The 24,330-nt window shown below is 62.6% G+C and carries 25 protein-coding genes and 4 tRNA genes; 19 read left to right on the plus strand and 10 right to left on the minus strand.

Annotated elements, in window-relative coordinates; genetic code table 11:
• Positions 1-56: 56 nt before the first annotated feature.
• Both QMK32_RS14905 and QMK32_RS14910 read right to left on the minus strand, forming a co-directional pair.
• Positions 57-1,628 (minus strand): alpha/beta hydrolase, encoded by a 1,572-nt coding sequence (locus QMK32_RS14905; RefSeq protein ID WP_283475780.1) that lies wholly within the window; start codon positions 1,626-1,628, stop codon positions 57-59.
• A 13-nt stretch (positions 1,629-1,641) separates the two neighbouring features.
• A complete protein-coding gene (locus tag QMK32_RS14910; RefSeq protein WP_283475781.1) occupies positions 1,642-2,460 on the minus strand; it encodes a pyrimidine reductase family protein in 819 nt (272 codons plus the stop codon).
• Between the two features lie 34 nt (positions 2,461-2,494).
• Between QMK32_RS14910 and zapE the strand changes: the two genes are divergently transcribed.
• Positions 2,495-3,508, plus strand: coding sequence for a cell division protein ZapE (gene zapE, locus QMK32_RS14915; RefSeq protein WP_283475782.1), 1,014 nt, complete (start codon positions 2,495-2,497; stop codon positions 3,506-3,508).
• A 57-nt stretch (positions 3,509-3,565) separates the two neighbouring features.
• On the opposite strand, the gene QMK32_RS14920 is transcribed toward zapE, so the two are convergent.
• The 4 genes from QMK32_RS14920 to QMK32_RS14935 form a co-directional block, all read right to left on the minus strand.
• Positions 3,566-4,102 (minus strand): GNAT family N-acetyltransferase, encoded by a 537-nt coding sequence (locus tag QMK32_RS14920; protein WP_283475783.1) that lies wholly within the window; start codon positions 4,100-4,102, stop codon positions 3,566-3,568.
• Positions 4,099-4,551 carry a ribosomal protein L7/L12 gene (locus QMK32_RS14925; protein WP_283475784.1) on the minus strand — a complete coding sequence of 151 codons (453 nt, stop codon included), beginning with the start codon at positions 4,549-4,551 and terminating at the stop codon, positions 4,099-4,101. Before QMK32_RS14925 ends, QMK32_RS14920 begins: the two co-directional genes overlap by 4 nt.
• Before the next feature lie 94 nt (positions 4,552-4,645).
• Positions 4,646-5,329 carry an alpha/beta hydrolase family protein gene (locus QMK32_RS14930; RefSeq protein WP_283475785.1) on the minus strand — a complete coding sequence of 228 codons (684 nt, stop codon included), beginning with the start codon at positions 5,327-5,329 and terminating at the stop codon, positions 4,646-4,648.
• Positions 5,326-5,589 (minus strand): hypothetical protein, encoded by a 264-nt coding sequence (locus tag QMK32_RS14935; protein ID WP_283475786.1) that lies wholly within the window; start codon positions 5,587-5,589, stop codon positions 5,326-5,328. Before QMK32_RS14935 ends, QMK32_RS14930 begins: the two co-directional genes overlap by 4 nt.
• A gap of 331 nt (positions 5,590-5,920) precedes the next feature.
• Between QMK32_RS14935 and QMK32_RS14940 the strand changes: the two genes are divergently transcribed.
• The 10 genes from QMK32_RS14940 to QMK32_RS14985 all read left to right on the plus strand — a co-directional run bounded on the left by QMK32_RS14940 (position 5,921) and on the right by QMK32_RS14985 (position 14,849).
• Positions 5,921-7,051, plus strand: coding sequence for a tyrosine-type recombinase/integrase (locus QMK32_RS14940; protein WP_283475885.1), 1,131 nt, complete (start codon positions 5,921-5,923; stop codon positions 7,049-7,051).
• Between the two features lie 185 nt (positions 7,052-7,236).
• Complete coding sequence (locus QMK32_RS14945; protein ID WP_283475787.1) at positions 7,237-7,413, plus strand: helix-turn-helix domain-containing protein; 177 nt, start codon at positions 7,237-7,239, stop codon at positions 7,411-7,413.
• 282 nt (positions 7,414-7,695) lie between these two features.
• The gene (locus QMK32_RS14950; protein WP_283475788.1) at positions 7,696-7,923 is read left to right on the plus strand and encodes a hypothetical protein; all 228 of its coding nucleotides are present in this window, start codon (positions 7,696-7,698) and stop codon (positions 7,921-7,923) included.
• On the plus strand, positions 7,920-10,439 hold the full coding sequence (locus QMK32_RS14955) for a bifunctional DNA primase/polymerase (RefSeq protein ID WP_283475789.1): 2,520 nt from the start codon (positions 7,920-7,922) through the stop codon (positions 10,437-10,439). Before QMK32_RS14950 ends, QMK32_RS14955 begins: the two co-directional genes overlap by 4 nt.
• Before the next feature lie 345 nt (positions 10,440-10,784).
• A complete protein-coding gene (locus QMK32_RS14960) occupies positions 10,785-11,069 on the plus strand; it encodes a hypothetical protein (RefSeq protein ID WP_283475790.1) in 285 nt (94 codons plus the stop codon).
• A gap of 657 nt (positions 11,070-11,726) precedes the next feature.
• The gene (locus tag QMK32_RS14965) at positions 11,727-12,218 is read left to right on the plus strand and encodes a P27 family phage terminase small subunit (protein ID WP_283475791.1); all 492 of its coding nucleotides are present in this window, start codon (positions 11,727-11,729) and stop codon (positions 12,216-12,218) included.
• Positions 12,215-12,562, plus strand: coding sequence for a hypothetical protein (locus QMK32_RS14970; protein WP_283475792.1), 348 nt, complete (start codon positions 12,215-12,217; stop codon positions 12,560-12,562). Before QMK32_RS14965 ends, QMK32_RS14970 begins: the two co-directional genes overlap by 4 nt.
• A complete protein-coding gene (locus QMK32_RS14975) occupies positions 12,559-12,696 on the plus strand; it encodes a hypothetical protein (RefSeq protein WP_283475793.1) in 138 nt (45 codons plus the stop codon). The genes QMK32_RS14970 and QMK32_RS14975 overlap by 4 nt, the downstream gene beginning before the upstream one ends.
• 273 nt (positions 12,697-12,969) lie before the next feature.
• On the plus strand, positions 12,970-14,208 hold the full coding sequence (locus tag QMK32_RS14980) for a phage major capsid protein (RefSeq protein ID WP_283475794.1): 1,239 nt from the start codon (positions 12,970-12,972) through the stop codon (positions 14,206-14,208).
• 191 nt (positions 14,209-14,399) lie between these two features.
• Positions 14,400-14,849 carry a hypothetical protein gene (locus tag QMK32_RS14985; protein ID WP_283475795.1) on the plus strand — a complete coding sequence of 150 codons (450 nt, stop codon included), beginning with the start codon at positions 14,400-14,402 and terminating at the stop codon, positions 14,847-14,849.
• Positions 14,850-14,955: 106 nt separating this feature from the next.
• On the opposite strand, the gene QMK32_RS14990 is transcribed toward QMK32_RS14985, so the two are convergent.
• The 3 genes from QMK32_RS14990 to QMK32_RS15000 all read right to left on the minus strand — a co-directional run bounded on the left by QMK32_RS14990 (position 14,956) and on the right by QMK32_RS15000 (position 15,233).
• Positions 14,956-15,030, minus strand: a tRNA-Val gene (locus QMK32_RS14990).
• A gap of 41 nt (positions 15,031-15,071) precedes the next feature.
• A tRNA-Cys gene (locus QMK32_RS14995) sits at positions 15,072-15,142 on the minus strand.
• A 19-nt stretch (positions 15,143-15,161) separates the two neighbouring features.
• A tRNA-Gly gene (locus QMK32_RS15000) sits at positions 15,162-15,233 on the minus strand.
• Between the two features lie 233 nt (positions 15,234-15,466).
• On the opposite strand from QMK32_RS15000, the gene QMK32_RS15005 reads away from it, so the two are divergent.
• Positions 15,467-15,538: transfer RNA gene (locus QMK32_RS15005), tRNA-Val, on the plus strand.
• A gap of 397 nt (positions 15,539-15,935) precedes the next feature.
• On the opposite strand, the gene QMK32_RS15010 is transcribed toward QMK32_RS15005, so the two are convergent.
• The gene (locus QMK32_RS15010; protein WP_283475796.1) at positions 15,936-16,859 is read right to left on the minus strand and encodes a glycosyltransferase 87 family protein; all 924 of its coding nucleotides are present in this window, start codon (positions 16,857-16,859) and stop codon (positions 15,936-15,938) included.
• 531 nt (positions 16,860-17,390) lie between these two features.
• Here QMK32_RS15010 and QMK32_RS15015 point away from each other — a divergent pair.
• From QMK32_RS15015 to pgsA, 7 genes are all read left to right on the plus strand, one after another.
• The gene (locus QMK32_RS15015) at positions 17,391-18,077 is read left to right on the plus strand and encodes an LppP/LprE family lipoprotein (protein ID WP_283475797.1); all 687 of its coding nucleotides are present in this window, start codon (positions 17,391-17,393) and stop codon (positions 18,075-18,077) included.
• A 457-nt stretch (positions 18,078-18,534) separates the two neighbouring features.
• Positions 18,535-19,515, plus strand: a complete 981-nt coding sequence (locus QMK32_RS15020; RefSeq protein WP_283475798.1) for an alpha/beta hydrolase — start codon at positions 18,535-18,537, stop codon at positions 19,513-19,515.
• Positions 19,516-19,804: 289 nt separating this feature from the next.
• On the plus strand, positions 19,805-20,353 hold the full coding sequence (locus QMK32_RS15025) for a hypothetical protein (protein WP_283475799.1): 549 nt from the start codon (positions 19,805-19,807) through the stop codon (positions 20,351-20,353).
• A gap of 99 nt (positions 20,354-20,452) precedes the next feature.
• Positions 20,453-20,911 (plus strand): TIGR02611 family protein, encoded by a 459-nt coding sequence (locus tag QMK32_RS15030; RefSeq protein WP_283475800.1) that lies wholly within the window; start codon positions 20,453-20,455, stop codon positions 20,909-20,911.
• Positions 20,912-21,010: 99 nt separating this feature from the next.
• Positions 21,011-23,074 (plus strand): threonine--tRNA ligase, encoded by a 2,064-nt coding sequence (gene thrS, locus QMK32_RS15035; RefSeq protein ID WP_283475801.1) that lies wholly within the window; start codon positions 21,011-21,013, stop codon positions 23,072-23,074.
• A 2-nt stretch (positions 23,075-23,076) separates the two neighbouring features.
• Positions 23,077-23,619, plus strand: a complete 543-nt coding sequence (locus QMK32_RS15040) for an ATP adenylyltransferase (protein ID WP_269305537.1) — start codon at positions 23,077-23,079, stop codon at positions 23,617-23,619.
• 25 nt (positions 23,620-23,644) lie between these two features.
• Entirely contained in the window at positions 23,645-24,328 is a 684-nt protein-coding gene (pgsA, locus tag QMK32_RS15045) for a phosphatidylinositol phosphate synthase (RefSeq protein WP_283475803.1), read from the plus strand.
• Positions 24,329-24,330 lie beyond the last annotated feature (2 nt).

A 24,330-nucleotide genomic window follows, 5' to 3' on the forward strand; every position in this document is an offset into this window, starting at 1 on the left:
CCGTCGACACCCGTTGGGTGTGTTCGGTACCACTCCGTGGATCGGCACCAGACGTGTCACGCGGGACAGACGCTGCCATCGGGAGGAAGCGACGCGTCGGTCGCATATGCAGCGGCCGCGGCTTGGCCGCACACGGACCCGCCGATCACCGGGTGGCCGGCACCCTGCCACGTCATGGCGGCCGAACGCGCGCCGGTGGCGGCAACAAGCCCGGTCACACCGGCGAACCCCCCATTCCCGACGACCGGGTCGCCGGCGCCACTGAGTTCGAGAACCGGAACGGACAACGACGTCGGCAAGGGCGGAGCGGGTGCGGTCGGCCACGACGAGCACGTGAGTGCTGTCAGAGCGGCGTCGATGCCGAAGATGGGGTACTGCTCGCTCCAACTTGCACCGGCATCGCGCACGGCCTGCGGGGACGGCCACTGCTGGCCGTCGATGCACCGTGCGACGAACTGACCGTCCGTTCCGTAGGCAACTGCACCGCGTGAGGACAACCGGCTCAGTGCGGACGGATCGCCGGACTTGGCTGCAGATAGTGCATCGGCAAGCTCGAGTGTCCGGCTCGACGGGTCGCCGGAGGACGAGGCGAGTGCATAGGCGATCCCGTCGAGCACAGAGTGGGTCGACAGAGGTGCCAAGGCTCCGTTTGCCACCTGTGTCAGTAGTTCGGATACCGCGGCCTTGGGGTCGGATCCGAGCGAGCACTGGAGGGCCTGGCACCGCTGCACGAACGCAGTGAACGCGGCTTCTCGTCCTTCCGTTTTCTGCTGGGCCACGGTCATTTGATCTACGTTCATTCCGGTGGGCGAATCGAGAATCAACCGCGCCACTCGGTCCGGGTACTGGGCCGCAAACGCCAACGCCGTGGATGCACCGTTCCCCGTGCCGATGATGCCGAGTGCATCGATTCCCCAGGCGATTCGAAGCTGTTCCAGATCGCCTGCGGCATAACTGGTGGCGAAAGCTATCTCCTGTGGCTGCAGTAAATCGGTGCATTCGATCGTCGCTTCGCGTCCGACGGCGACGGCTCGGTCCACGGCATCACCGTCGGACACCGCGAATTGCCCCAGGTTGGCCAGCGTCTCGCGGGTCTTGCGGGTGTCGGCTTTCACGCAATCGATGGCTGTCGACCTGCCGATTCCGCGCCGATCGATGGCGACGAGCGGGTGAGCCTCCAGCATCGTCGTGCTGTTGCCGGCCGCAAGGTCGGCAAGTGTGGCGATCGACGCACGGTCGGACCCAGAGGTGAAGACCAGGGGTGCGGCATCGGGCGGCGTCCTGTCCAATTTCGCACGCAGTGCGCCGACGGAGAAGGACCCGAACATCTGACCGGATGGGTCGACGGGCGCGTCGAAGTCTGCGCATTCGAGGACGACCCCGGGAGTGCGAGAGGTGAGGCCGTAGAGATCGAAGGTGCTCTGTGTGCACTCGGTCCACGCAAGATCGTTCACCGGAGCCTGTAGTTCTGGATTCTCCGGCTCCGCGTCGGCAGTCGACTCTTCGGGTTGCCCAGGGGAGTTCTGCTCGACGGCGACGTCCGGACGTCCGGACGGCCCAGCACTGCATGCCGCCCCCAACATCGAGACCGTGAGAAGAACTGCGAGCAACGATCTTTTCTGCGTCACGCTGCGAGGCTATCTACTTTTCCGCACCGGGAACTTCACCGGTCCCGGCCGGGCGTACTCGGACCCATCTGGTCAGCAGGGTTCCGTCGTCGTCGGCGAGCACGTGGATTCGTTTCATCCGGTGCAGTACCGCGGCGTTCGAGTGCGCAATACGCCCCGACTTTCCCGCAAGCAGGTTCGGCGAAGTCGTCAGGCATAGTTCGTCTACACAATCGTCTGCAAGCAGCGTTCCGAACAGGCCTGGGCCGCCTTCGCACAGGACTCGCCTCAGACTCATTTCTCCCAGGGTAGCCAGGACAGCAGAGGTCGGAACGGTCGTTCCCTCGACGTCGATCACGTGCGCACCTGCTTCGCGAAGCATCGAACGTGACTCGGCCGACGCGGAGGTCGTCGTGATGATCGTCGGCGGTACTTCGGTGTCGGTGAGCAGACGCGATCTCGGATCGATCGAGGCCGAAGCAGTGACGACCACTACCGGGGGGATCGGTGCCAGGCCCGCGTCGATTCGCTGGCTCTGCTGTGACTCCGTAAGACGGACACCCCCGTAATTCTCGCTTCGAACCGTCCCGGCCCCCACGAGAACCGCATCCGCCAGGGTCCGAAGGACATCGAACACTGTTTTGTCAGAGGGTGTACAGAGACCTGAGGACACGCCGTTGGCGCTGACGGCTCCGTCGATGCTGGAGACGAAGTTCGCCCGGATCCACGGCGCGGTCAGGTTGTCCGGATAGGCGTACAACCGGCGTAGTTCGGCCAGGTGGACGACGCCGTCGGCCGGGTACGAGGAGCCGGAGTCGGATGTGAAGTAGGTCGCAATATCGAGTAGGCGCACATTGTAGATAAGACCACCTCGTTACGCTTACTAGATGCCTGGACGTCTTGCCGATCGTAATCCTGTCGTTCCCTCCGATCAGTTGATCGCGCAGATGGTCCCCCCGGCCATGTTCGACGAAGTCAGTTTTGCCTCGTACATCCCGGATCCGAACGAACCCAGCCAGGCCGAGGCAGTCGCCAAAGCCGAGTTGTTCGCGGAGAAGGTAACGAAAATTCGCGGGAAGGGAAAACGCGGACTTTTCGGCAAGAAGGCGCCCTCTACCGGCGCAGGCTTGTACCTCGACGGCGGTTTCGGCGTCGGTAAGACCCACCTCCTGGCCTCGATCTTCCACAGCGTCCCCGAACCGAAGGCATTCGGTACGTTCGTCGAATTGACTCACGTGGTGGGCGCGCTCGGCTTCAACAAGGCGCTCGAGGAGTTGTCGGGTCACAGCGTTCTGTGTATCGACGAGTTCGAACTCGACGATCCAGGCGACACGATGCTCGTGTCCCGATTGCTGTCCGAGCTTTCCCAGCGCGGCGTGTCCATCGTGGCGACGTCCAACACCCTGCCCGGTCAGCTCGGCGAAGGAAGATTTGCAGCCGAGGACTTCATGCGGGAAATCAAGAAGCTTGGATCTATCTTCGAGTCCATCCGGGTGGATGGACCCGACTACCGACACCGTGACCTGCCTCCGGCCCCGGACCCGACGTCCGAGGCCGAATTGATCGAACGGGCAGATTCTGTGGCGGACGCGACCCTCGACGATTTCGACGAGTTGTTGGCACATTTGAGCACTCTGCATCCATCGCGATACGGAAAGCTGCTCGATGGTGTGCAGGCGGTGTTCTGGAAGAACGTGCATCCGGCTGCGGATCAAGCTGTCGCGCTTCGACTCGTGGTGCTCGCCGACCGCCTGTACGACGCAGGCATTCCGGTGACCGGGTCAGGTAGCAAGCTCGACGAGATCTTCACCGAAGAGATGCTGGCCGGTGGATACCGTAAGAAGTACCTCCGCGCGACGTCTCGTCTGCTTGCCTTGTCTCGCTTCGCCGCCGTCGGATGACGCTCAGATCAGTCGGATGACGCTCAGGTCAGCCGGGTGACGCTCGGGTCGGCAGATTCACGAACGTAGTCCTCGTTCCATCACGAAGTCGTCGTGGATTTCGGAGCCGAGCGTGAAGGTTTTGGTTCCGACGATCTCGAATCCCTGTTTGGCATAGAAGCGTTGAGCGCGCAGGTTCTGTTGGTTGACTCCAAGCCAGATACCTTCGCAGCCGCCCAGGGTTGCTCGGGCCAGTGATTCAGCCATCAGGGCCGCCGCCACTTCGCTCCCGTGATGGTCGGGCAGCACGTACATCTTGGAGATTTCCATCGTCGGTGCGTACGTCAGCGCTCGCGCGATGTCGGGATCCGATGGTGGTCCGGACACGAGCATGGCGTAACCGACTATGGAATCATTCTCGGTAGCCGCCAGAATTTTGCGTCGCGGATCCGCCAGGTACTCACCGAACCGCTCATGCGAGAGAACACCGTCTATGAACGCCGCTATTGCTGCTCTGGAAGAACCAGGCGGGCATGCCAGTGGAAAGGTGACGGCCGCGACATCGGCTAGCTGTTCGGCGTCCCACAGGCCTGCGGGGGATACGGTGACAGTCACAGGCGGTCGACCGCTGCCTTCGCCTCACGCAACGAAAGCTCGGATCGCGCGCGCAAGAGCTTGATGGCAGAAATTGTGTTGCCTTCGGCCTTGAGGGTGCGAAGCCTGGGAATGATGTCCGCCCAAGCGGCGGTGTCCATGCCTGATGCACCCATCGGGGCGCCGAGCGTGGGAATAGGGTTTCCGCGACCGACGGACTCGACAACATCCTTGGCTTCTTGGAGTCCTGCGCCGGTTCTCTCGCGGAACAACTTGATCGCGTGGATCTTCTTCTTTTCGCCCACGAGGCGGTATATGTCCTCGCGTGCCGAGTGATCCAAACCCGCGAGCATCAATTGTGTTGTGGCAGCGACGTTCTTGGGTGGACTCTTGCGCGCGAGGAGCCACACCGCGAGCACTGCGGCATCGATGAGTACCAATGCGACGATGAACCATCCCCAGGTGGGCATAGTTCTAAGTAGAACACCTCACTCGTAAGTCGACAGTCGGCGGCATGACGATTGCATAACGACGAGCGCGAGCGCGCCCAGTGACCCGCTCGCCCTAATTCCAGGACCCCACGTCGAAGAATTTGAACGCTTCCTCCTGAACCAGGTCGGCCACTCCATATTTTTGCGCCGACAGATCGTGGCCTGCACCGGAGATCTCGATCGCGGCGGTATGAGCAGGCACCAACGCGATTGCCTCGGACAGCTCGGCGGGTGAACCGAATGGGTCCTTGGTGCCGTGTACGAACATCGTTCGAGTGCGCAGCTGGGGAAGGTGCGCAGTGCGGGGCTTCTCCGGTTTTCCGGGCGGATGCAACGGATACGACATCAGAATCAGCCCATCGACGAGTTCCGGCTGTTCGGCGACAAGCATCGATGCCTGCCGACCCCCGTACGAGTGGCCACCGAGCAGAATAGGGCCGCTGCGAAGCCTTCGGAGGTACGTCACCGCTGCTTCGATCGACGCACGGTCGGCATCGGCCTTCGACGGGTGCGGGGGACCGGACGGCTTTCGACGTCGGAACGCCAGATCGAACCGTAGAACCGTGAATCCTCGTGCCGACCACGCATCGGCCGAAGCGACAAGCAGCGGAGCGTCGAAGTTTCCACCCGCGCCGTGAGTGAGTGCGAGAGAACCCGACGATGGCCCCGAGGGCGCATGCAGAAATCCGCGTACCTCGGCTACATCGACGCACTCGGGCACGTAGACGTCGTCGGAATTCTCGGTTCCTTCGGTCATTCGTCTCGGTCGTCGGCCGTCGGTGCACTGTCGGCGGTGTCCTCGGAATGGTTTTCCTTCAAGTTTCCGTCGTCATCGACCATGTCGGCGAAAGCCGTACCCGACACCATTCCGTTGGTTCCCGGAAGAACAACCGTCGGCCTCGAACCCGCCTCGTACTTGGCATCTATGCCGGCCACTTCATCTTGCGCGCGCTTGTGCGCATCGGAACTGACCTGAGGTTCGCTGCCCTCGGTGCTCGGTTGATTGTCGTCGGCCATCGCAGGCGTCCTTTCGATCGCGGGCTGGAAAACCAGAGTGCACGTCTATGACGTGAATCACCACTCGCGATCGACGGTAAACATCTCGACAGACCTGACGGTACAAAAAAGACCCCGGCCGCATGGCCGGGGTCTTTTTACGTGGTGCGCGATACTGGGATTGAATTAGCTCAACGCGATACTGGCGACACGCCTACCGGCCTCGTCAAAAACGCTCTGACGTGCAGATTCAAGTACCAGTATCGCGGTGCGTAACTCGGCACAGATATGCACCGATGTACTCTGACGTGGTGCAAACGTGGTGCAAGATGCGACAGTCGAGGGTGACGTAATGGCCGGTGCCAAGGGCAAGGCTCAACGTGGATTCGGGCGGCTACGGCAATTCCGTAGCGGTCGGTGGAAAGCGAGCTACACCGGCCCCGACGGACGGCTCTACGACGCACCCTCGACGTTCGGGGCCAAGATCGACGCCGAGGCATGGCTCGTTGACCGTCGACGTGAGATAGACCGTGAGTTGTGGTCACCACCGAGTGACGCGGCACCGGCCAAGGCGGCGGCTCGGCGCGTGACGTTCGGTGACTATGCCGAGCAATGGCTCGTGCACCGAGACGTCAAACCCCGCACGCGGGAGCACTACCGCAAGTTGCTCGACGCCCACGTGTTGCCGGGCCTCGGCGCACTACCCCTCGGCTCGATCACGCCCGACGATGTACGAGGTTGGTACACCGCCCTCGGCACCGCTACGCCGACACTGAGAAGTCACGCCTACGGACTCGTGAGAACGATCATGGCGACCGCCGCCAGTGACGGCAAGATCACCGTCAACCCATGCCACATACGCGGTGCCGGGTCAGCCAAACGAGTTCATAAGATCCGGCCCGCCACGTTGCCGGAACTCACCGCTCTCACCGAGGCCATGCCCGCCCAATACCGCGCCATGATCTTGCTCGCCTCGTGGTGCGCGATGCGGTTCGGTGAACTCACCGAGCTACGTCGGCGCGACGTCGACCTCACCGACGAGGTGATCCGCATACGCCGCGCCGTCGTCCGCGTGGGCGGTGAGTTCGTCGTCGGTGACCCCAAGAGTGACGCGGACACCCGCGACGTGGCGATCCCGCCTCACCTCGTGCCCGCAATCGAGGCCCACCTTGCCGAGTTCGTCGGCCCCGGCAAGGATGCCCTGTTGTTCCCTGCACAGCACGGCGGGCACCTCGCCCCGGCAACGCTCTACCGGAGGTTCTACACCGCACGTACCGCCGCCGGGCGCGACGACCTACGGTTCCACGACCTACGCCACTCGGGCGCGGTGTTGGCCGCGGCTACAGGTGCCACGCTGGCCGAGTTGATGGGCCGCCTAGGGCACTCGACACCAGCCGCGGCCTTGAGGTATCAGCACGTGGCCGGTGGACGCGACAAGGCGATTGCGGCGGCACTGTCGGCCATGGTGAACGGCACCGGATAGAATCGTGCATATTCAAACGTGTTGGTACACAATCAAGTACGGGTTGCCACATGTCTACACATTGGTGTAGAACTGTGGGACACCGACGAGACGCCAACGTATCTCGTTAGTCCCCATAGGGCGCATACGCGAACCCTTGTACGGAGAGACAGCGGAAACCGCACTCCCGTAAAGGTTGAATTGCCATGGCCCGAAAGCTCATCACCCAAGCCCAAGCCGCCGAGGTTCTGGCCGTCGACGTGACAACAATCCGTCGGTGGCTTGCCGCCGGGAAGCTCGACGGGTTCAAGCTCGCCGGTCACGGCGTCCGCGTCGATGCCGCATCCCTCGACAACGTGCTGACACCGATCCGGTCGGCATGATTACCGCCCTTGCCCTCGTGGGCCTCGGCGTGTTCCTCGGCTACCTATGCGGTATGGGCCGGTTTCAACCGTCCTGTGCCGTACCCGAGGCCGGTGACGTGACGTACCGGACATATCAGGGGCCGGTAACCGCTTGTGAACCGCCCGGCCTTGTTCGTGTCGCGTAACCCCAACTGCCACAACGTAACCCACTGCGCGCTGTGTGAGCCGACACGCCCATACATGACAAAACCCCCGGCCACCACACCAGGGGTTAAGTCCGAACCAGACAGGAACTACAGCATGTTCGAGAACCATGGTAACCGAGTTGGCGGGTACGTGTCACGATTCGAGGCCCACGAGGTGCCGACGGCACCGTGCTCCGATTGCAACGCCACGTTCCGCGTGTTGAGCGAGAACGACGGCACCGTGCTCGTCAACGTCATCCATGCGCCAACCTGCCCGTTCTACGGCGGCGGGTGCAACCGTGCCGCACGTCGCAGCGCACGCAAGAGTGGCGGTAAACGATGACCGCGACCGTGTACGACCTTGAGGCCGTGCTCGGTTCGCGTGCGCCGGGCGATAAGACCAACCTCGGCGGGTACGTGCAGGCATTGGCCGACGCCGGGCTGGCCGTCGTGTTCGTTGAGCCGAACGGTAAGAAACCACTCGACCTGCGCACGACCGCCGAGACACGCCTCGACGACACCGAGGCGCAAGAGATTGCCAAGGCCGCTGGGAACGCCGATTGGATGCGGGCCAAGTCGCAAGGTGGTTCGCACCTTGCCACCACCGACGCCGCACGGCTCGGCAAGTACGTCGACAACGGTGAGAAGCGATACGGCGTCGACGCCGTCAACCTCGGTGTCGAGGTGGGCCGGTCCAACATTCTCGCTGTCGACGCCGACAACGCCGCCGACGTCGAGGCGTTTCAAGCGGCGTGGGCGTTGGCAGACCCGACGGTGCCCGCCGCTCAACCGACCGTGTCGACACCCGGCGTGATCGACGCCGCCGGGCAGTGGCAACACAAGGGCGGTGCACACTTTTGGTTCATCGTGCCCGAGGGCGTCACCTTGCCGAGCAACGGTTCGTACTCGACCGACGGGTGGACGGCCTATTGGAACAACAGGTTCGTGTTGGTGCCGCCGAGCGTGCGCGCCGAGGGGGCTTACGAGTGGCACCCCGGCAATGTCCGTGAGTTGCCGGTGTGGTTGCTCGAACGGATCACCGAGCAGTCCGAGCGACGAGAAACCAAGGCCGCCAACCGATCCGGCGATACCTCGAACCTCGACACGTGGGCGGCATCGGTCACGTGGGCCGACTTGCTCACCGCCGAGGGATGGACACCGAACAGCAAGACCGAGACCTGCGGGTGCCCGACGTGGACGAGGCCGGGTGCGAGTGATCCCAAGTCGGCGGTAGCTCACGACGTCGGGTGCAGTGACGAGCGGTACGACACCGACACCGACAAGCAAGGGCCGTTGCACGTATGGTCCGACACCGCCGCCGCCGAGCTTGGTGCGTCGACCTTGAGCAAGGTGCAGTTCGTGGCGGCAACTCGTCACGGCGGCGATATTGGGGCGGCGGCCAAGGCCCTCGGTATCCCGGTGTCCGACAACGGTGACGCCTCGGCGGCCTCGATGTTGTTCGGCACCGACACCTCGACCGACCCGCACGACAAGGCACTCATGGCCGAGGTGTTCGGTCATTCGCCGGTCACCGAGCACATACTCGAACAGGCCCGCATTCGCCTCGTGGGGCCGTGGGCGGCGTTGTTCCTATCGCTCACCCACGCCGCCCTGTTGACGCCGTGGTGGGTGCGCCTGCCCGCCGTAATCGGTAACACCGGGGCGTCTCTCAACTCGATAACGGCCCTCGTGGGCGGGTCGGGTGCCGGTAAGGGCGTCGGATCGGACGGCGGCATTCTCGACTGGCAGCGTGACCCGCTCGACGACGACGGATTGGTCGAGGCGGGGCAGACCGTCGACAGCGCACTTACGGCAATCACAGTCGGGTCGGGGCAGGCGTTCGCAACCCTGTTCCGAGAGTGGATCAAGGTGCCGCAACCGAAAGATCCCGTCACCGGCAAGACCCCCGCCGCCATTCCGGTGCACAAGCTCGTCCGACGCGCCGCGTGGATCGACTTTGCCGAGGTCGACAGCGCAAGTTCGATGATGAAAAGTGAATCGTTGCACTTCAGTTCCGAGCTACGCCGGTTGTGGGACGGCAAGGGCCTCGGCGTGCACACCAAGGAACAGGATCGTCGATCCGAGTTGGCGGCGTTCACCTACCGCGCCGTGGTCACGCTCGGCGTCCAACCCGAGCGGGCCGGTGAAATGTTGGCCGGTGAGGGCGGCGGCCTACCGCAACGCCTCGTGTGGGCCGATACCGCCGACCTCGGGCGCACCGTCGGCGGGCACCGTGGGGAACGGGTCACGTTGGTCGTTCCGCCGCCCTCGTGGAACCGAGGGGACAACGAGGTCGTGTTCATGGGCGTCGACCCCTCGGTGGTCGAGCAGATCGTCACAGACCGTGAGAACGTGCTCGTGAGAAGCAAGGACGCACTCACCGGCCTCGCGGCGCACCGCAACCTCGTACGCCTCAAGTTGGCCGGGGCGGTAGCGGTCTTGCACAGTCGCGCCGACGTGACCGCCGAGGATTGGCACCTTGCGGGCCTGTTGTTGGCTCACAGTGACCGTGTGAGGGCCGGGGTGCAACGAGTGCTTGCCGAGGCCGCCCGAACCGGCCACGAGGCTCGTGGGGCCGCCGATGCCCACCGAGACGAGGGCGCACGCAAGACACGTGACAAGTCGGTCGAGGCGGCGGCGGCGGCGATCCACTCGTGGTTGGCCGGTGCCAAGCGAAAGGGCAAGTTGTTCACCGGGGCACAGGTGCGGGACGCGTGCAAGACCGGCAGCACTCGGCACGCGTTCTGCGCCGACGCGTTGGCGGTCCTCGTCGACGAGGGCACGGTGCGTCATGGCGCACCGTCGAGGACCGGCACCGCAACGTTCGAGTGGAACGCCGACAGGGCGGTCGAGTCGTGACGAACCAAGGACCCAAGGACCCAAGGACCCTAGCGCGTCTCTCTCTGTCAAAACGCCTCACCTGTGAAATGATATTTATCAATATATATACCTATTTACCTGCGGAAATGCGGTTCGGCGGTGTCGGTTGCCGAGTGAGCAATTCTCACCGCACACCGAGGGTCCTTGGGTCCTTGGGTCCTTGGTTCACCGATCACGTACCGAGGCGGGCGGTGCGGGTCGAGGTGGGCCTTGGTAGCAGATCACCGCCGCCGGGCCGTATGCGGCTACGCACTCAAGCGGTAGCGCATTGACGCCAAGACGCACCGGCAAGCAATCAACCGACGACAACCGAAGGACACGACCATGGCTACATCGAACCGATACCAACCCGCTGTATTGCACCAGGCTTGGGCCGCACGCGCCGCGCTATGCGTCTCGACGAACGACCAAGCGGCTATGGCGTTGCTACTCGATCAAGTCACCGCCTCGGGTGATTGCGGCGTCAACGAACTTGTGACCGCTCAAGCGGCACTGCTGTGCGACGTTCTCGAAACCGCCGGCGCGCTCGGCAACCTTGCGGCGTGGGCAGAGGATATGCAGGCGGCAGCGAACTACACAGAGGGCGGCAACGACGGTGCGCCGCGGTAGTGGCTCGTCGCTCGACGAGTGGTACCAACAGGCTCACGACGGTCTCAGGGAACGTAGGCACCGTGAGGCGTTGCGGGGTGATCCGTACAGGAACCCGCCGTCGCATTTCGAGAACAAGCTCGACCGGCAGAGGATCGACCGGCGCGCCGAGGCGGCTCGACAGATCGGTGAGATAATCGACCGGCAACGGGCCGCCGGGGCATAGGTCGATCTGCAAAAATGCACATGTGCAGAAATGCACGACTCGGTGGGAACGGCTTCGGGTCGGGGCGACGACGTCACCGACCCGAGACACCCCCTGAGTTCCGTTCTAAGCCCCTGAGTCGGTCTGAGACCCCCCTCTGTCGGGCTTAATTTACCTGCACAACCGGCGCGTTCGGCTGTGAGCGTGGCTCTCAGGGCCGGGAATCGGTACGTGAGTGGCAGTCCGACCCCGTATTGGGGCCTGGCATCGGCCACTAATCGGCCCCGACCTGGGGGAAGCGGTTTAGTAGGGCACCCTAAGGTGCACAAATGCACATGCGCCGCGGGGTAGCAATACAATGGGCGGTACAAACCTGTAAGGTCGGGGTGCGTGCCTTCCCAAGATGCCCGCACCCGATGCCCCGAGGCGACCTGTCCTCGGGGCCTCGGTTCACACGAACGGAGGCGTTGCCGATGCCCGCCAAAAAGCCCTACGAATTGCGGCTACTCACGGCCCGCCACGAGGGCGTCGACTCTGCCGGTCGCGCAATGCCGAACCCTCGGGTCGAGCGTCACGAACCCGATAAGCCCGCCGACCTCACCGCCGAGGCAAGCCTCGAATGGGATCGGATTATCGAGTCGATTGGGCACTGGCTCAAGATCGGTGACCGCGCCGCACTCGTCAACCTGTGCGAAACGTGGTCGGAACTCGTGCGGCTACGAAAGTACCTGCGCAAGAACGGATTCAAGCAACGTGTCACCGTCCGTGACGCCGCCGGTGCGGTGACGGCCCTGTACCGCGAACGGCCCGAGGTCAAGCTGTACCGTGGTTTCCTCGTCGAGCACCGACTGATGACCTCGACGTTCGGTTTGAACCCGGTGAGTGAGGGTGCGGCCTCACGTGGCAGCGCGCCGACCGAGGACGCCCTCGACGGCGTCCCTAATCCATTCGCGGGGCAATCGTGAGTACCGAGGCCGAGCTGCGGGCCTATTTCGCCACCGCCGCACTACGCCTCAAGTTCGAGGGGCAGAACACCGACCCCGACGCGGATCATCCAAGGGTCTATTGGTGCCTCGGGAGGGGTGCGGTGCGGATTTCGTGGGGTTATCAAGGTGATTTCGAGCGGTGCACCGCCTTGGTCGGCAAGTATGTCGACCGCCCCGAGGCGCTTTGTGCCCAGTATCATTACGACACCCTAGGTTCCTGGCCGAAAGAGTCGGTGGTGGCCGCCAAGCCCGCTCTACCTGCTGAGTGGGATTTCGACGCCGAGACCGTCGAGGACGCACTACCACCGAGTGAGGACATATGAGTGACCACGACGAGGCCCCGGTGCCCGAGCCGTCGACGTTGACGGTCGCGCCCGACCCGATGGAACCGTGGGACACCGTCGAGTGTGAATCCCCCCTTGCCGCGGATCATTGGAATCCTGCAATCTGGCGCTAGTCCCGAGGGGTAGCATTGCTGCACAACACGTTCCGCGGGTATCGTGGCCCTTGCGTCGATCTTGACCAACCGGGTTCGTGGGCCTTGCAATACGCCGCGGCAGACCGGCCCGTCGAGGTCGTCGCCTATGCCACCCGTATGAGCAGCGGGGCATCGGCCAACCATGTGCACAACGAAATGGCCCGCCGAACGCCCCGACCGTCGCATAAACGGCCCGCATGGCTCACCAATTCAACTGTGCCGCAAGGCGCGTGAGTCCAAAGGGGCACCACCATGAACACATCACAGCGCGCAATCCAGCTATCCAAGGCCGACCCCGCCGCCGCGGGATTGACCTTGGAAGAACTGCGCAAGAAACTTATCGAGACGGCACAGGAAATTATTGCCGAGTATCAAGGTGAGGGCCGCGCACCGAGTGCGGACGAGGCCGACGCGCTCGGCAAAGCCGCGGATCGAGTCACCGAACTCGACAAGACAATCCAAGCCGCCAAGCGTTCCGCGGGGGTGGCCGCACAGTTCAAGAACGTGAGCGTCGACCACAACGGCAACGTCGAGTACAAGGGCAGCGGTGAGCGCATGGGCCGGATCGACCTGCACAGTTCGGGCCGTAAGGCCGCCACGCGGGCAATCAGCTCCAAGATGGGTGCCACCGATGCGCTCGGGCAGAAAGCCATTGCCTCACCCGGCACCACGGTCACCGACATTCCACTCACCGACGCGCCATACGACCTCGGGCGTATCGCCACCTCGGCGCTCGACGTCATCCCGGCGATCCAACGCGGGGCGATCTACGCCTACTTGAGGCAGGTCACTCGGGAGAACAACGCCGCGGTCGTGGCGACCGGCGCGCTCAAGCCCACGAGCAAGATGAGCCTCGAACGGATCGAGTCGCACCTGAAGGTTGTAGCTCACTTGAGCGATCCGGTGGACAAGTTCTGGCTCGAAGATGCGGCAAGCCTCACCCAGTTCGTGCAGAACGAACTCGTCGGTGGGTTGGCCGAGGCGCTCGAACGTCTCGTCATCTCGGGCACCGCGCCCGAGGTCGTCGACCCGACCGTCAAGGTGACGGGCATCCTAGGGACAAGCGGTATCCAGCTCGTCGATTACGCGGTCGACCGCACGACGACGATCCGCAAGGCGATCACGGCGTTGGAGAACGTCGGACACATCGCGGGCGTCGTTCTGCTCTCACCGTTCGATTGGGAGGCAATCGAGCTTGCCCGCCGATCCGATGGACAGTTCGACGCGGGTAGCGCGTTGCCGGTAGCCCGCGCCGAATTGAAGCTATGGGGCGTGTCCGTGGGTACCTCGTTGGCGGTTCCCTCGGGCACCGGCCTTGTGATCGACAAGGCGGCGGTTGCCGTCGGCATCACCGGCGCGTTCGAGGTCAAGTGGTCCGAGAACGTGGGCGACGATTTCAACCGCAACCAGCTACGTTGCCGCGTGGAGACACGCGCCAACGTGGACGTGTTCGCACCCCTCGGTGTCGCCAAGGTGAGCCTCACCGCGTAACCAGACCCCACCCGCTACCGACGGCGGGCGGCGTTGGCACCGTGCGGTCGGTGCGGTGCCGACAACAGCAGTAACGTCCCCGGTCTCTCACGAGGCCGGGGGCACTGTTCTGTCACCGCTCGGATGCGTTCGGTGACCGCTCGGCGGCAGTTGTTTGTGGTCGCTCTCTGTTGCTATGAGAATCTTTCGCAGTGGAACTATCACTGATTATCGTCACCGCCATTGCCGCCGTGGCAGCGGCCATATTCGCGGCCCCGGCGGGACTGCGTGACGCTAAGGCGTTCCTGCGCCCGCCGCCGTTCACGCTCACTGGAAGAACGCCGACAGACGTCGTTGTGTTGACACGGACCGGGCGTAAGCCTGTGCAGCTGCGCGGCACGTGGATATTCGATTACGGTCAGATACCCGTCAATAGCGCGAACCCGCATTCGGACTGGCGAACCCTGCGCAAGGGCGACTATCTAGTGCTCAACGTCTCGGGGGTGATGCCGGGAGACGAATTACTTGTCGACTATCGCGTCATCACAAAGAAGGAAGCTGCGCGGCTCGACGCGGCACCAGGCGATCGAGAGTTGCGTAACCAGCTCGAACTCGAACGTGAGGGCCAGGTCCACGAGACATGGACGCACAGCGTCATATGACTTTCGGTGACCGCTCGGCGGCCATGGTGTGCACGACCACGTCGTGCACACGTGGTGCAAACACAAGAAAGACCCCCTCGAAAGGGGGTCTGACCTGGTATTTCTATGGTGCGCGATACTGGGATTGAACCAGTGACCTCTTCCGTGTCAGGGAAGCGCTCTCCCGCTGAGCTAATCGCGCAAGATCAGAAGTTGAAGGTCGGGAACCTTCGCTTCGTTACGAGGTGGAGACGGGAATCGAACCCGTGTGCACGGCTTTGCAGGCCGTTGCCTCACCACTCGGCCACTCCACCAACGGGCCCTAGTCCCTCGAGCGGATGACGGGATTCGAACCCGCGACCCTCACCTTGGCAAGGTGATGCGCTACCACTGCGCCACATCCGCATGCTCCTCAGAGGCAGTTGCTCTCTCTGCGGTGCGGTCAAAACATTAGACCAACGGCAGACGAACTCACAAATCGCGTGGTCAGAAGTGGATTTGAGAGTCAAAGGTGGCAGGAGCCGGCAATCGGGGGTCGTAGATGGCGCCCGGAGAACGGGATAAGGCCGAGTCGAGATCCGGGTGAGACCCGTGTTAACGTTTGCCTCGTTCGATCACGCATGACGTGATCAGACAACGGTCCCGTGGCTCAGTGGGAGAGCGTCCGCTTCACACGCGGAAGGTCGCTGGTTCGATCCCAGCCGGGACCACAACTAGAAACCGCCTGGTAACAGGCGGTTTCTTGCGTTTCTTGCGTTTCTTGCGTTTCTTGCGTTTCTTGCGTTTCTTGCGTTTCTTGCGTTTCTTGCGTTTCAGGTGGTCCCGGTTCTTGGGCTCGTAGGCCCGACAGGTTTGTGGGTCTCTGTGGGCGCTGCTCCTTCTGCGACAACTTGACCTGGCATCGGAGCAACTACGCCCCCCGGTGGTAGGCAAACACCTACCGAGAGCAGTGATCGGACGGTTTATCGCCGCAGGTCGCGAAAAGGAAACTCGGGGATAACAGCAGTCCTCTCACATGACGCCGGCCGCAAGAAGTTACCTGCCGTTCGGAACAGTCCAGCAAATCTGGAGTTCCGCCTTGTCTTCTGCCGCTACCCTCCCCGGTCTTCAGATCGGCGACCTCACCGGTCGGCGGGCCAGGCACACCACTGCAGTGGTGAGCATCAGAAGGTAGACGATCGGATACGCAGTCTGCGCAGCGACACGAACGACTGGGATGCCATGGGTCATGAAAATGCCGATCGTGACCGTCCCGTCTGGGTAAGTCTTGTACCAGGCGAACAAGGGAAGAACGAGCACGACGGGCAGGACGGCTGACCACCACGTCCCGATGCGCGCTGCGTAATGCAAGGTCAGAACTATCAGAGGGACGGTCCATACCCAGTGATGGCCCCACGAGAAAGGCGAAATCATGGGAGCTGTCAGGCCGCAGATGGTTATAGCAAGCAAGTGCTCACCGCGACTGTGAGCTATGTGGGCGGCCCACAATCCGCCCATGGCTACTACGCCGGCGCACGCGATCCACAACACCATCGGCGGATTCTCGGTGTGCAACACACGGGCCAGAATGCCGCGAATCGACTGGTTGGCCGGTGAAGAGATCAGTCCGATTCGATCCGATCGGACGATGGTCCCCGCCCAGTAAGTCCAGGAGTCGCCCGGAATCACAACGAATCCCACGATGATCGTGGCGACAAACGTCACCGAGGCACAAATGAACGCTCGGGTATCTCGGACTACGGCGAGAAGCACGATGAACAAGGCCGGGGTCAGTTTCAGCCCTGCGGCGATACCCACGCCGACCCCACGCAGGCGGCTGTCTGCGGGTCGTCCAAGATCCCACAGCACCAACACGAGCAGCAGCAAGTTGATCTGTCCGAGCCAGATCGTCATCCGCACAGGTTCCAGCCATGTGAAAGCGCCTGCAAGAAACATACTCAGCAGGCGTAAACGCGTCGTGTTCTCGTATCCCAATTGACGCCAGCTCAGGTGAACGGCCACATACAAGAGTCCGATATCGAGTACCGCCACCAGCGTTTGCGCACCAACGACGGGACAAGTAAGCGAGTGGAGCGAAAATCAGCGCAGCGAATGGCAGATACGTGAACGGCAACGCATCCTCGAGCATGAAGGTATAGAGCGGCTCACTTTCCAGGAAGGTGTGGCCTCCGTACCGATACACCACCGCGTCGATGAAGTTACCGAAGGGACCATAGAACTGCTCGAACGACAACAATCTGTCATGCGCAACAAAGGCCACGGCTGCTGTGACCCCCAGTAGTGCGAGAAGCCACGTCGGGTGCCCCTCCACATCCGCCCGATCCGGACGGTGCAGTTCGTTCACCATGCTATGGAATATGCCAGGTGTGATGCCGGCATGACCGACAGACACTCCGGACAGCGGCGGGCGGATCTGTGGGCGAGGTGCTGGCGGACCGGCGCATGTCCTGCCTATTGGATCAAGTCGTTACGTGACGGGCGTAACAGTCACCCCGCCCAATGCGAGAGACCTGTTGAGCGATGGTGATTGGCGGTCGCCCGACAGTCGGGAGGACCGAGGGGATGATGAAGACACTTGTGCACGCAGCAATAGCTGCAGTTGTGGTGCTAGCTTTGGCGACCGGATGTTCCGACGACGGCAGTGTGGGGGCGGCTGCAACCAGCACCGTCGATGCGGTGAAGTCGCAGCCATCTGCACCCACCCGGGTGAGCGGTTCGGTAGGTGCGTCGTCCCGGGCGGGCGAGTCGGGTGCTCCGGCGACTCCGGACGCGCCACCGCCGCCGACGCCGGTGGACAACCCGACGGATCCATCGGCGACGGTGCCGGTGCACCAAGGGGATCCGTGCTTGGACACCAGTTCCGACCTGGTGCAGAATGTCATAGCCACATTGGGCCCGCCGCCGGGAAGTGATTACTACGAAATCGGTGAGCACACAACGGCGGCAATGCCGAACTGCCCGACGCTCACGTGGGCGGTCGCCGAGACCCCCAGTGGCACCGGTAGTTCGCCTGAAAACATCATGTTTTTTCACGCCGACAAGTTCGCCCGGCTTGCCACCCCGAGCCCGTCCGCGTTCACATCGATATCCGGTAGCACCGATGATTCGGTGACCGTGCACTATTCGTGGCTGGTGGGCAACGAGCCGAACTGCTGCCCGCAGGGCAATGCAGACGTGACGTTCAGCTGGGACGGCTCGAACGTCGTGTCGGACGTACCGGTGCCGACCGAGGTATACAACTTCGGTTGATTATCGATGGTAGTGGTAGCTCAGCCATGCATTGCGTCGATCACTCAATGGATTGGATTCGACGCGGTACCGGCGCGGCCGATCCGTTCGCGAACACATCCAGCGGATGCTGCGGCAGGTAATCACCGTCGATATCGCGATCATGACGACCCGGGTGTCGCGGGGCCGGGTTCGGCCATATTTGCCTCTGGGTGTAGCCCGGGCAGCGGTATTTCGAGGTGTTGTGCGTGCGGGTGAGGATGTTTTGGTGCTGTCTACGCTCTTGCTCATACCGAACGGGTGCCGAGTAGGTGCAGGCCGTCGAGCAGAAGCTGCATTCACGCGGTCTCGACACGGACGGAGCGAACGGTTTTGTGACTCGATCGTTAGCGGAGGGCAACGATGCTCGTGGAATGCTCGTCTGGTGCGTATGTGGCCAATGAGACAGAAATCGAGTCGGAAGCCCGGTACGAAGTGCATGGGGCCGAAAGCGGTTGCGGTGGTTGCCGTCGCGGTCACGACGATGGCTTCTGTCGTGGTTCCAGCGTATGCGCAACCGCCCGGTTCCGGCTCGGCAGAGATTGGACAGACGGTGGAACGGCGTCCGGTGTCGGCGACCCGAGAGGTTCTCGAGGTGTTTTCACCGTCGATGAACAGGGTCATCGCCAACGAAGTCCTCCGTCCCGCATCTGGTGGAGTGACCCCGTCGCTGGTTCTACTTAACGGCGCTTTGGGTAACGAGGACGGGGTGGGGTGGCTCGACAATTCCGGTGTCGAAGGGTTCTTCGCAGACAAGAACGTGACGGTGGTGCTACCGATCGGGGGCCGGTTCAGTTTCTACACCGATTGGCAGGCACCTGATCCGGTGCTGGGGACCAATCGCTGGCAGACCTACCTCACCCGGGAACTGCCGGCGGCGATCGACGCCGCGTACGGCTCGAACGGGCGTCGTGCGGTAGCGGGGTTGTCGATGTCCGGTGGCCCTGCATTGGACTTGGCGATTCAGGCTCCGGATGTATTCGATGCTGCTGCCTCGTTCAGTGGTTGCCCGGCCCCCTCGGACCCCCTTGCCGTAGCTGGGATATCGGCAATGATCGCGGGAGGATTGAACAATCCGTTCAACATGTGGGGTCTACCGGGAAGCCCGGGCTGGCGTGAGCACGACCCGGCCGTCAACGTCGAGCGGCTACGCGGAACTGCGGTGTATGTCTCTGCCTCGCAGGGAAATCCAGGGCCGGTCGACCAGACTCCAGCCGGGGCCATCCCTCCGTTCGGGGGGATGGCAGTCGAAGCGTTGGTGCACTATTGCACCGGCATCTTCGTCGACGCGCTGCGAGTGCAGGGGGTGCCGGCGACGGTGTCGATGCGCGCCGAAGGCGCGCATACCTGGGGACTGTTCGAAGACGAGCTCCGCGAAGCCTGGCGCACCACCCTTGCCCCTGCCCTGCATACTCGATAGTGGTGCCGGCGCGAGAAACCTCCGGGCGGATCGTCCAAAGCCGGAGACGGGCGTGGTTCGATGAGATCGAATGAAAAGCAAGCGGCGATCGCTGGTGCCATCGGACTGACGTTCGGCGCAGTGTCCGTGTGGATTACAAGCGATTCTTTCGTCGCGGCTCTGGCTACCGTGGTTATTGGTGCCTCGCTAGGCACGGTAGCCGTTCTCTTGATTCGCTCGTACACCAACTCACACCAGTGACTCGCTCGATCGAATTTCACTGCGCTCGTCTTCTTTTGCTGGTAACTAGATGGACGAGAGTGTGCGCCGCGAACCATTGATCCAGATCCAGGTGCAGCGGTACGGTGGCGCCGTGTTGATACGGCACACACAGCGCCCACCCGAGGAGTCATCGATGCTTTCACGTCGTACGAATCTCATTCGCTCTGCCGTGGTTGGGTGTGCCCTGGCAGGTGCGGCAGTAGTGGGCACCGCTCCCGCGGCGGCCGCACCGGTGGACGAACCGGCGTTCACCTCGCACACTTTCCGAACCGACTTCGTCGCAGGCGACCCGTTCCCCTTCGGATACGAGATACTCGACGCAGCCACCAATGGAACCGGCAACGTCCGTTTCAGTGCTGGTCCGATGTGCAACCCGCTGGGACCACGGTGCGCTGGGTTCACCCAAGATTTGTCGGTGAGGTGGATCAACTTCGCAAATGGGGCCAGCGGTGCCACGGTTGTCGGGTCGACACCTACGACCATCACCACAGGCAACGGGCCCGTCGGCATCTGGGCCACCGCTGTGTCGTCCCCTATTCCCATTGGTGTGCCTGCTGTGGGGCTTCTCAACCCATAGCCCGCTCGCCAGGCAGCATGCTGATCGGACCGAGATAGCTCACGCTGCCGAGGTGGTTGGTGCGGCACGCCGCGTGGCTGATTCGTCTAGCCTGGGACCGTGGCAGCCGACGACGTTCGCACCGATCAGGCAGAGACCGACGACGAGAACAGTGTTCTCGATCGCCTCTCTCAGCGGAGACATCGACTTCGCGCCAAGATCGGGTCCAATCCTGCTGTCGACCTGACTTACCGCGTCGTAGTCGGTGTCGTCGGGTTTGCAGTCCTGGTTCTCGGCATCATTGCGATCCCGTACCCGGGTCCGGGCTGGCTGATCGTCTTCGCCGGGTTGGGCATCCTCGCATCCGAGTTCACCTGGGCGCATCGACTCCTGCAGTTCGCCCGCGGGAAGTACGACGCGTTCATGGAATGGTTCTCGCGCCAGTCGATCGCAATCAGGGCATTGGGAGTGCTGTTCACCGCAGGTGTGGTCCTCGCTACGTTGTGGTTGATCGGCGGTCTGTATCTGGTCGCCGGTTGGGTCGGGCCGGACTGGCACTGGCTCGCGAGCCCACTCTGAGCATGCAGGCCGGAGTGAGGTAAGAGTCCGAAGTGAGTTCCCGATAGGCTGTCCTTCGGTCTCACCCGACCGAAATGACCTATCGAGGAGTACATCGCCGTGACCATGCCCGCAACAGACGTCTCACCCGCCCGCATCATGGTGCCGGCTGGAACGACCGCTGGAACGGCGTTACGGGACACCGGTCTCCCGAACAAGGGGCCCGACGCCATCGTGGTGGTCCGAGACGCCGAAGGGCACCTTCGCGACCTGTCGTGGGCTCCTGAGGGCGATGCCGAGGTCGAACCGGTGGCCGCGAACACCGAAGACGGGCGAAGCGTGATCCGTCATTCGGCCGCGCACGTCCTCGCGCAGGCCGTGCAAGAACTCTTTCCGGACGCCAAACTGGGAATCGGTCCCTTTATCAAGGACGGCTTCTACTACGACTTCGACGTGAAGACTCCGTTCACTCCCGAAGATCTGATTGCTCTAGAGAAGAAGATGAAGCAGATCGTCAAGGCCGGCCAGCGATTCTCGCGGCGGGTGTACGAGTCGATCGACCAGGCACGCGAAGAACTCGCAGATGAGCCGTACAAGCTCGAGCTCGTGAACGACAAGTCCGGTATCGACGATCCCGAGATCATGGAAATCGGCGGCGGCGAACTCACCGCGTACGACAACTTGAATCCCCGAACCGGAGAACGCATTTGGGGGGATTTGTGCCGCGGGCCCCATATTCCGACGACCAAATACGTGCCGGCGTTCAAATTGACTCGCAGCTCCGCGGCATATTGGCGGGGAAACCAAGACAATGCGGACCTGCAGCGGATTTACGGCACTGCCTGGGAGTCGACCGAGGCGTTGGACAAGCACCTCGAGTTGCTGGCGGAAGCCGAGCGTCGAGACCACCGCAAATTGGGTTCGGAGCTCGACTTGTTCAGCTTCCCGGATGAGCTGGGCTCGGGCCTTCCTGTTTTCCACCCGAAGGGTGGCGTGATCAGGAACGAGCTCGAGAACTATTCACGACAACGTCATATCGAAGAGGGCTACGAGTTCGTCAACACCCCGCATATCACCAAGGGCCACCTGTACGAGGTTTCCGGCCATTTGGATTGGTACCGCGACGGCATGTTCCCCGCGATGCATCTCGACGCCGAACTCGATGAGGACGGCGCGGTGCGCAAGCCCGGCCAGGATTACTACCTCAAGCCGATGAATTGTCCGATGCACAACTTGATCTTCCGCTCGCGGGGTCGGTCGTATCGCGAACTGCCACTGCGCTTGTTCGAATTCGGGTCGGTGTATCGCTACGAGAAGTCCGGTGTGATCCACGGGCTCACTCGTGTGCGCGGAATGACTCAGGACGATGCTCACATCTTCTGCACACGGGATCAGATGCACGAAGAGCTCACTCGAGCGTTGGAATTCGTGCTCGGCCTCCTGAAGGACTACGGGCTCGACGAGTTCTATCTCGAACTGTCGACTCGTAACCCGGACAAGTCCGTGGGCAGCGAAGAGGTGTGGGAGGAGGCAACGAACACTCTCGCCGAGGTCGCTGCCGCATCGGGCCTGGACTTGGTGCCGGATCCGGGTGGTGCCGCGTTCTACGGTCCGAAGATCTCGGTGCAAGCCAGAGACGCTCTCGGTCGAACCTGGCAGATGTCGACCATTCAACTCGATTTCAACTTGCCCGAGAGGTTCGAGCTCGAGTACACCGCGTCCGGTGGGACGAAGGAGCGTCCGGTCATGATTCACCGGGCTCTGTTCGGCTCCATCGAGCGATTCTTCGGCCTACTCACCGAGCATTACGCGGGAGCGTTCCCAGCGTGGTTGTCACCGGTGCAGGTCGTTGGCATCCCCGTCGCAGAAGTCCATCAGGATCACTTGTTCTCCGTGATTGCCGACTTGAAGAAGCTCGGGATACGTGCGGAGGTCGACGCGAGCGACGACCGAATGCAGAAGAAGATTTTCAACCAGACCGCGCAGAAGGTTCCTTTCATGCTCCTGGCAGGAGAGCGCGACGTCGAGGCAGGTGCTGTCAGTTTCCGTTTCCGTGACGGCACACAGGTCAACGGTGTCCCGACCGCTGATGCGGTAACTCTGATCGTCGCCTGGGTTACCGCACGCACCAATACATCTCCTACTGCCGCGCTCTTTGTTCCCGACACTTCAGGAGTGAGCTGACAATGCCCGAACAGGATGCGGCGATCGTCGATACCGGTCTCGGTCATCCCGATCGTCTGCAGCGGTTGTGGACGCCGCATCGGATGTCGTACATAGCCGAGGCACCCGGGGCAAAAAATCAGTCCAGCGAACCGTTCTCCGACATTCCGCAGATGAGTGACGAGGACGGTCTCGTCGTGGCGCGGGGCGAGCAGGTGTATGCCGTGCTCAATCTCTATCCGTACAACCCCGGGCACACGATGGTTGTGCCGTACCGGCGTGTCGCCGCGCTCGAGGATCTCACCTCCGCCGAGAGCGCCGAGCTGATGGAGTTCACTCAAAACACCATTCGCGTCATCAAAAGAGTGTCGCGGCCACACGGATTCAACGTCGGCCTCAATCTCGGTGCTGCAGCAGGGGGTTCGTTGTCCGAGCATCTGCATCAGCACATCGTTCCACGATGGGGAGGCGACGCGAATTTCATCACCGTGATCAGCGGCACCAAGGTGATGCCTCAGTTGCTACGTGAGACTCGTGCTCTCCTGTCATCGGCATGGAACGAATGAGTAGACGCGGCGACGGGACGTCGTCATGCTGAGCGTCTTCGGACGGGCCTCGGTATCGAAACTGACCGCCCCGCTGGGTAAGGCGTTGAACAGCACCGGGCTGACACCAAACGCGGTGACGTTGATCGGAACGGTCGCGACAGTGGCTGCCGCGGTGACGCTGTTCCCGGCCGGACACCTGTGGTGGGGAGCGGTCGTCATCACGTTGTTCGTCTTGTTCGACATGCTCGATGGTGCAATGGCTCGGGCCAGAGGTGGTGGTACCAAATACGGCGCGGTTCTCGACGCCACCTGCGATCGGGTCGCCGATGGTGCCATTTTCGGTGGCCTCGCCTGGTGGGCTGTGTTCACCGAGAACGACAAGCCGTTGCTGATCGCAACGCTGATCTGCCTCGTCACCTCGCAGGTCATCTCCTACGCCAAGGCCCGTGCCGAAGCATCAGGTCTGTCGGCGGACGGTGGTTGGATAGAACGCCCGGACCGTCTGGTGATTGTGCTCGTCGGTGCTGGATTGACCGGTGTCGGTCTCCATTTCGACATTCCTTGGCTCCAGAGCCTGGTCTATCCGGCGATGTGGATTCTCGCTGCGGCGAGCGTGGTCACGGTCTTTCAGCGAGTACTCGCCGTGCGGCGGTCCGAGGGCGCACGTGAGATCATCTTCCCGCCGACCACGCAGCCAGAAGCCGGATCCGATGGGAAGGCCGAATAGAG

It is taken from the genome of Rhodococcus sp. H29-C3 (assembly GCF_030063405.1).
Taxonomy (GTDB): Bacteria; Actinomycetota; Actinomycetes; order Mycobacteriales; family Mycobacteriaceae; genus Rhodococcoides.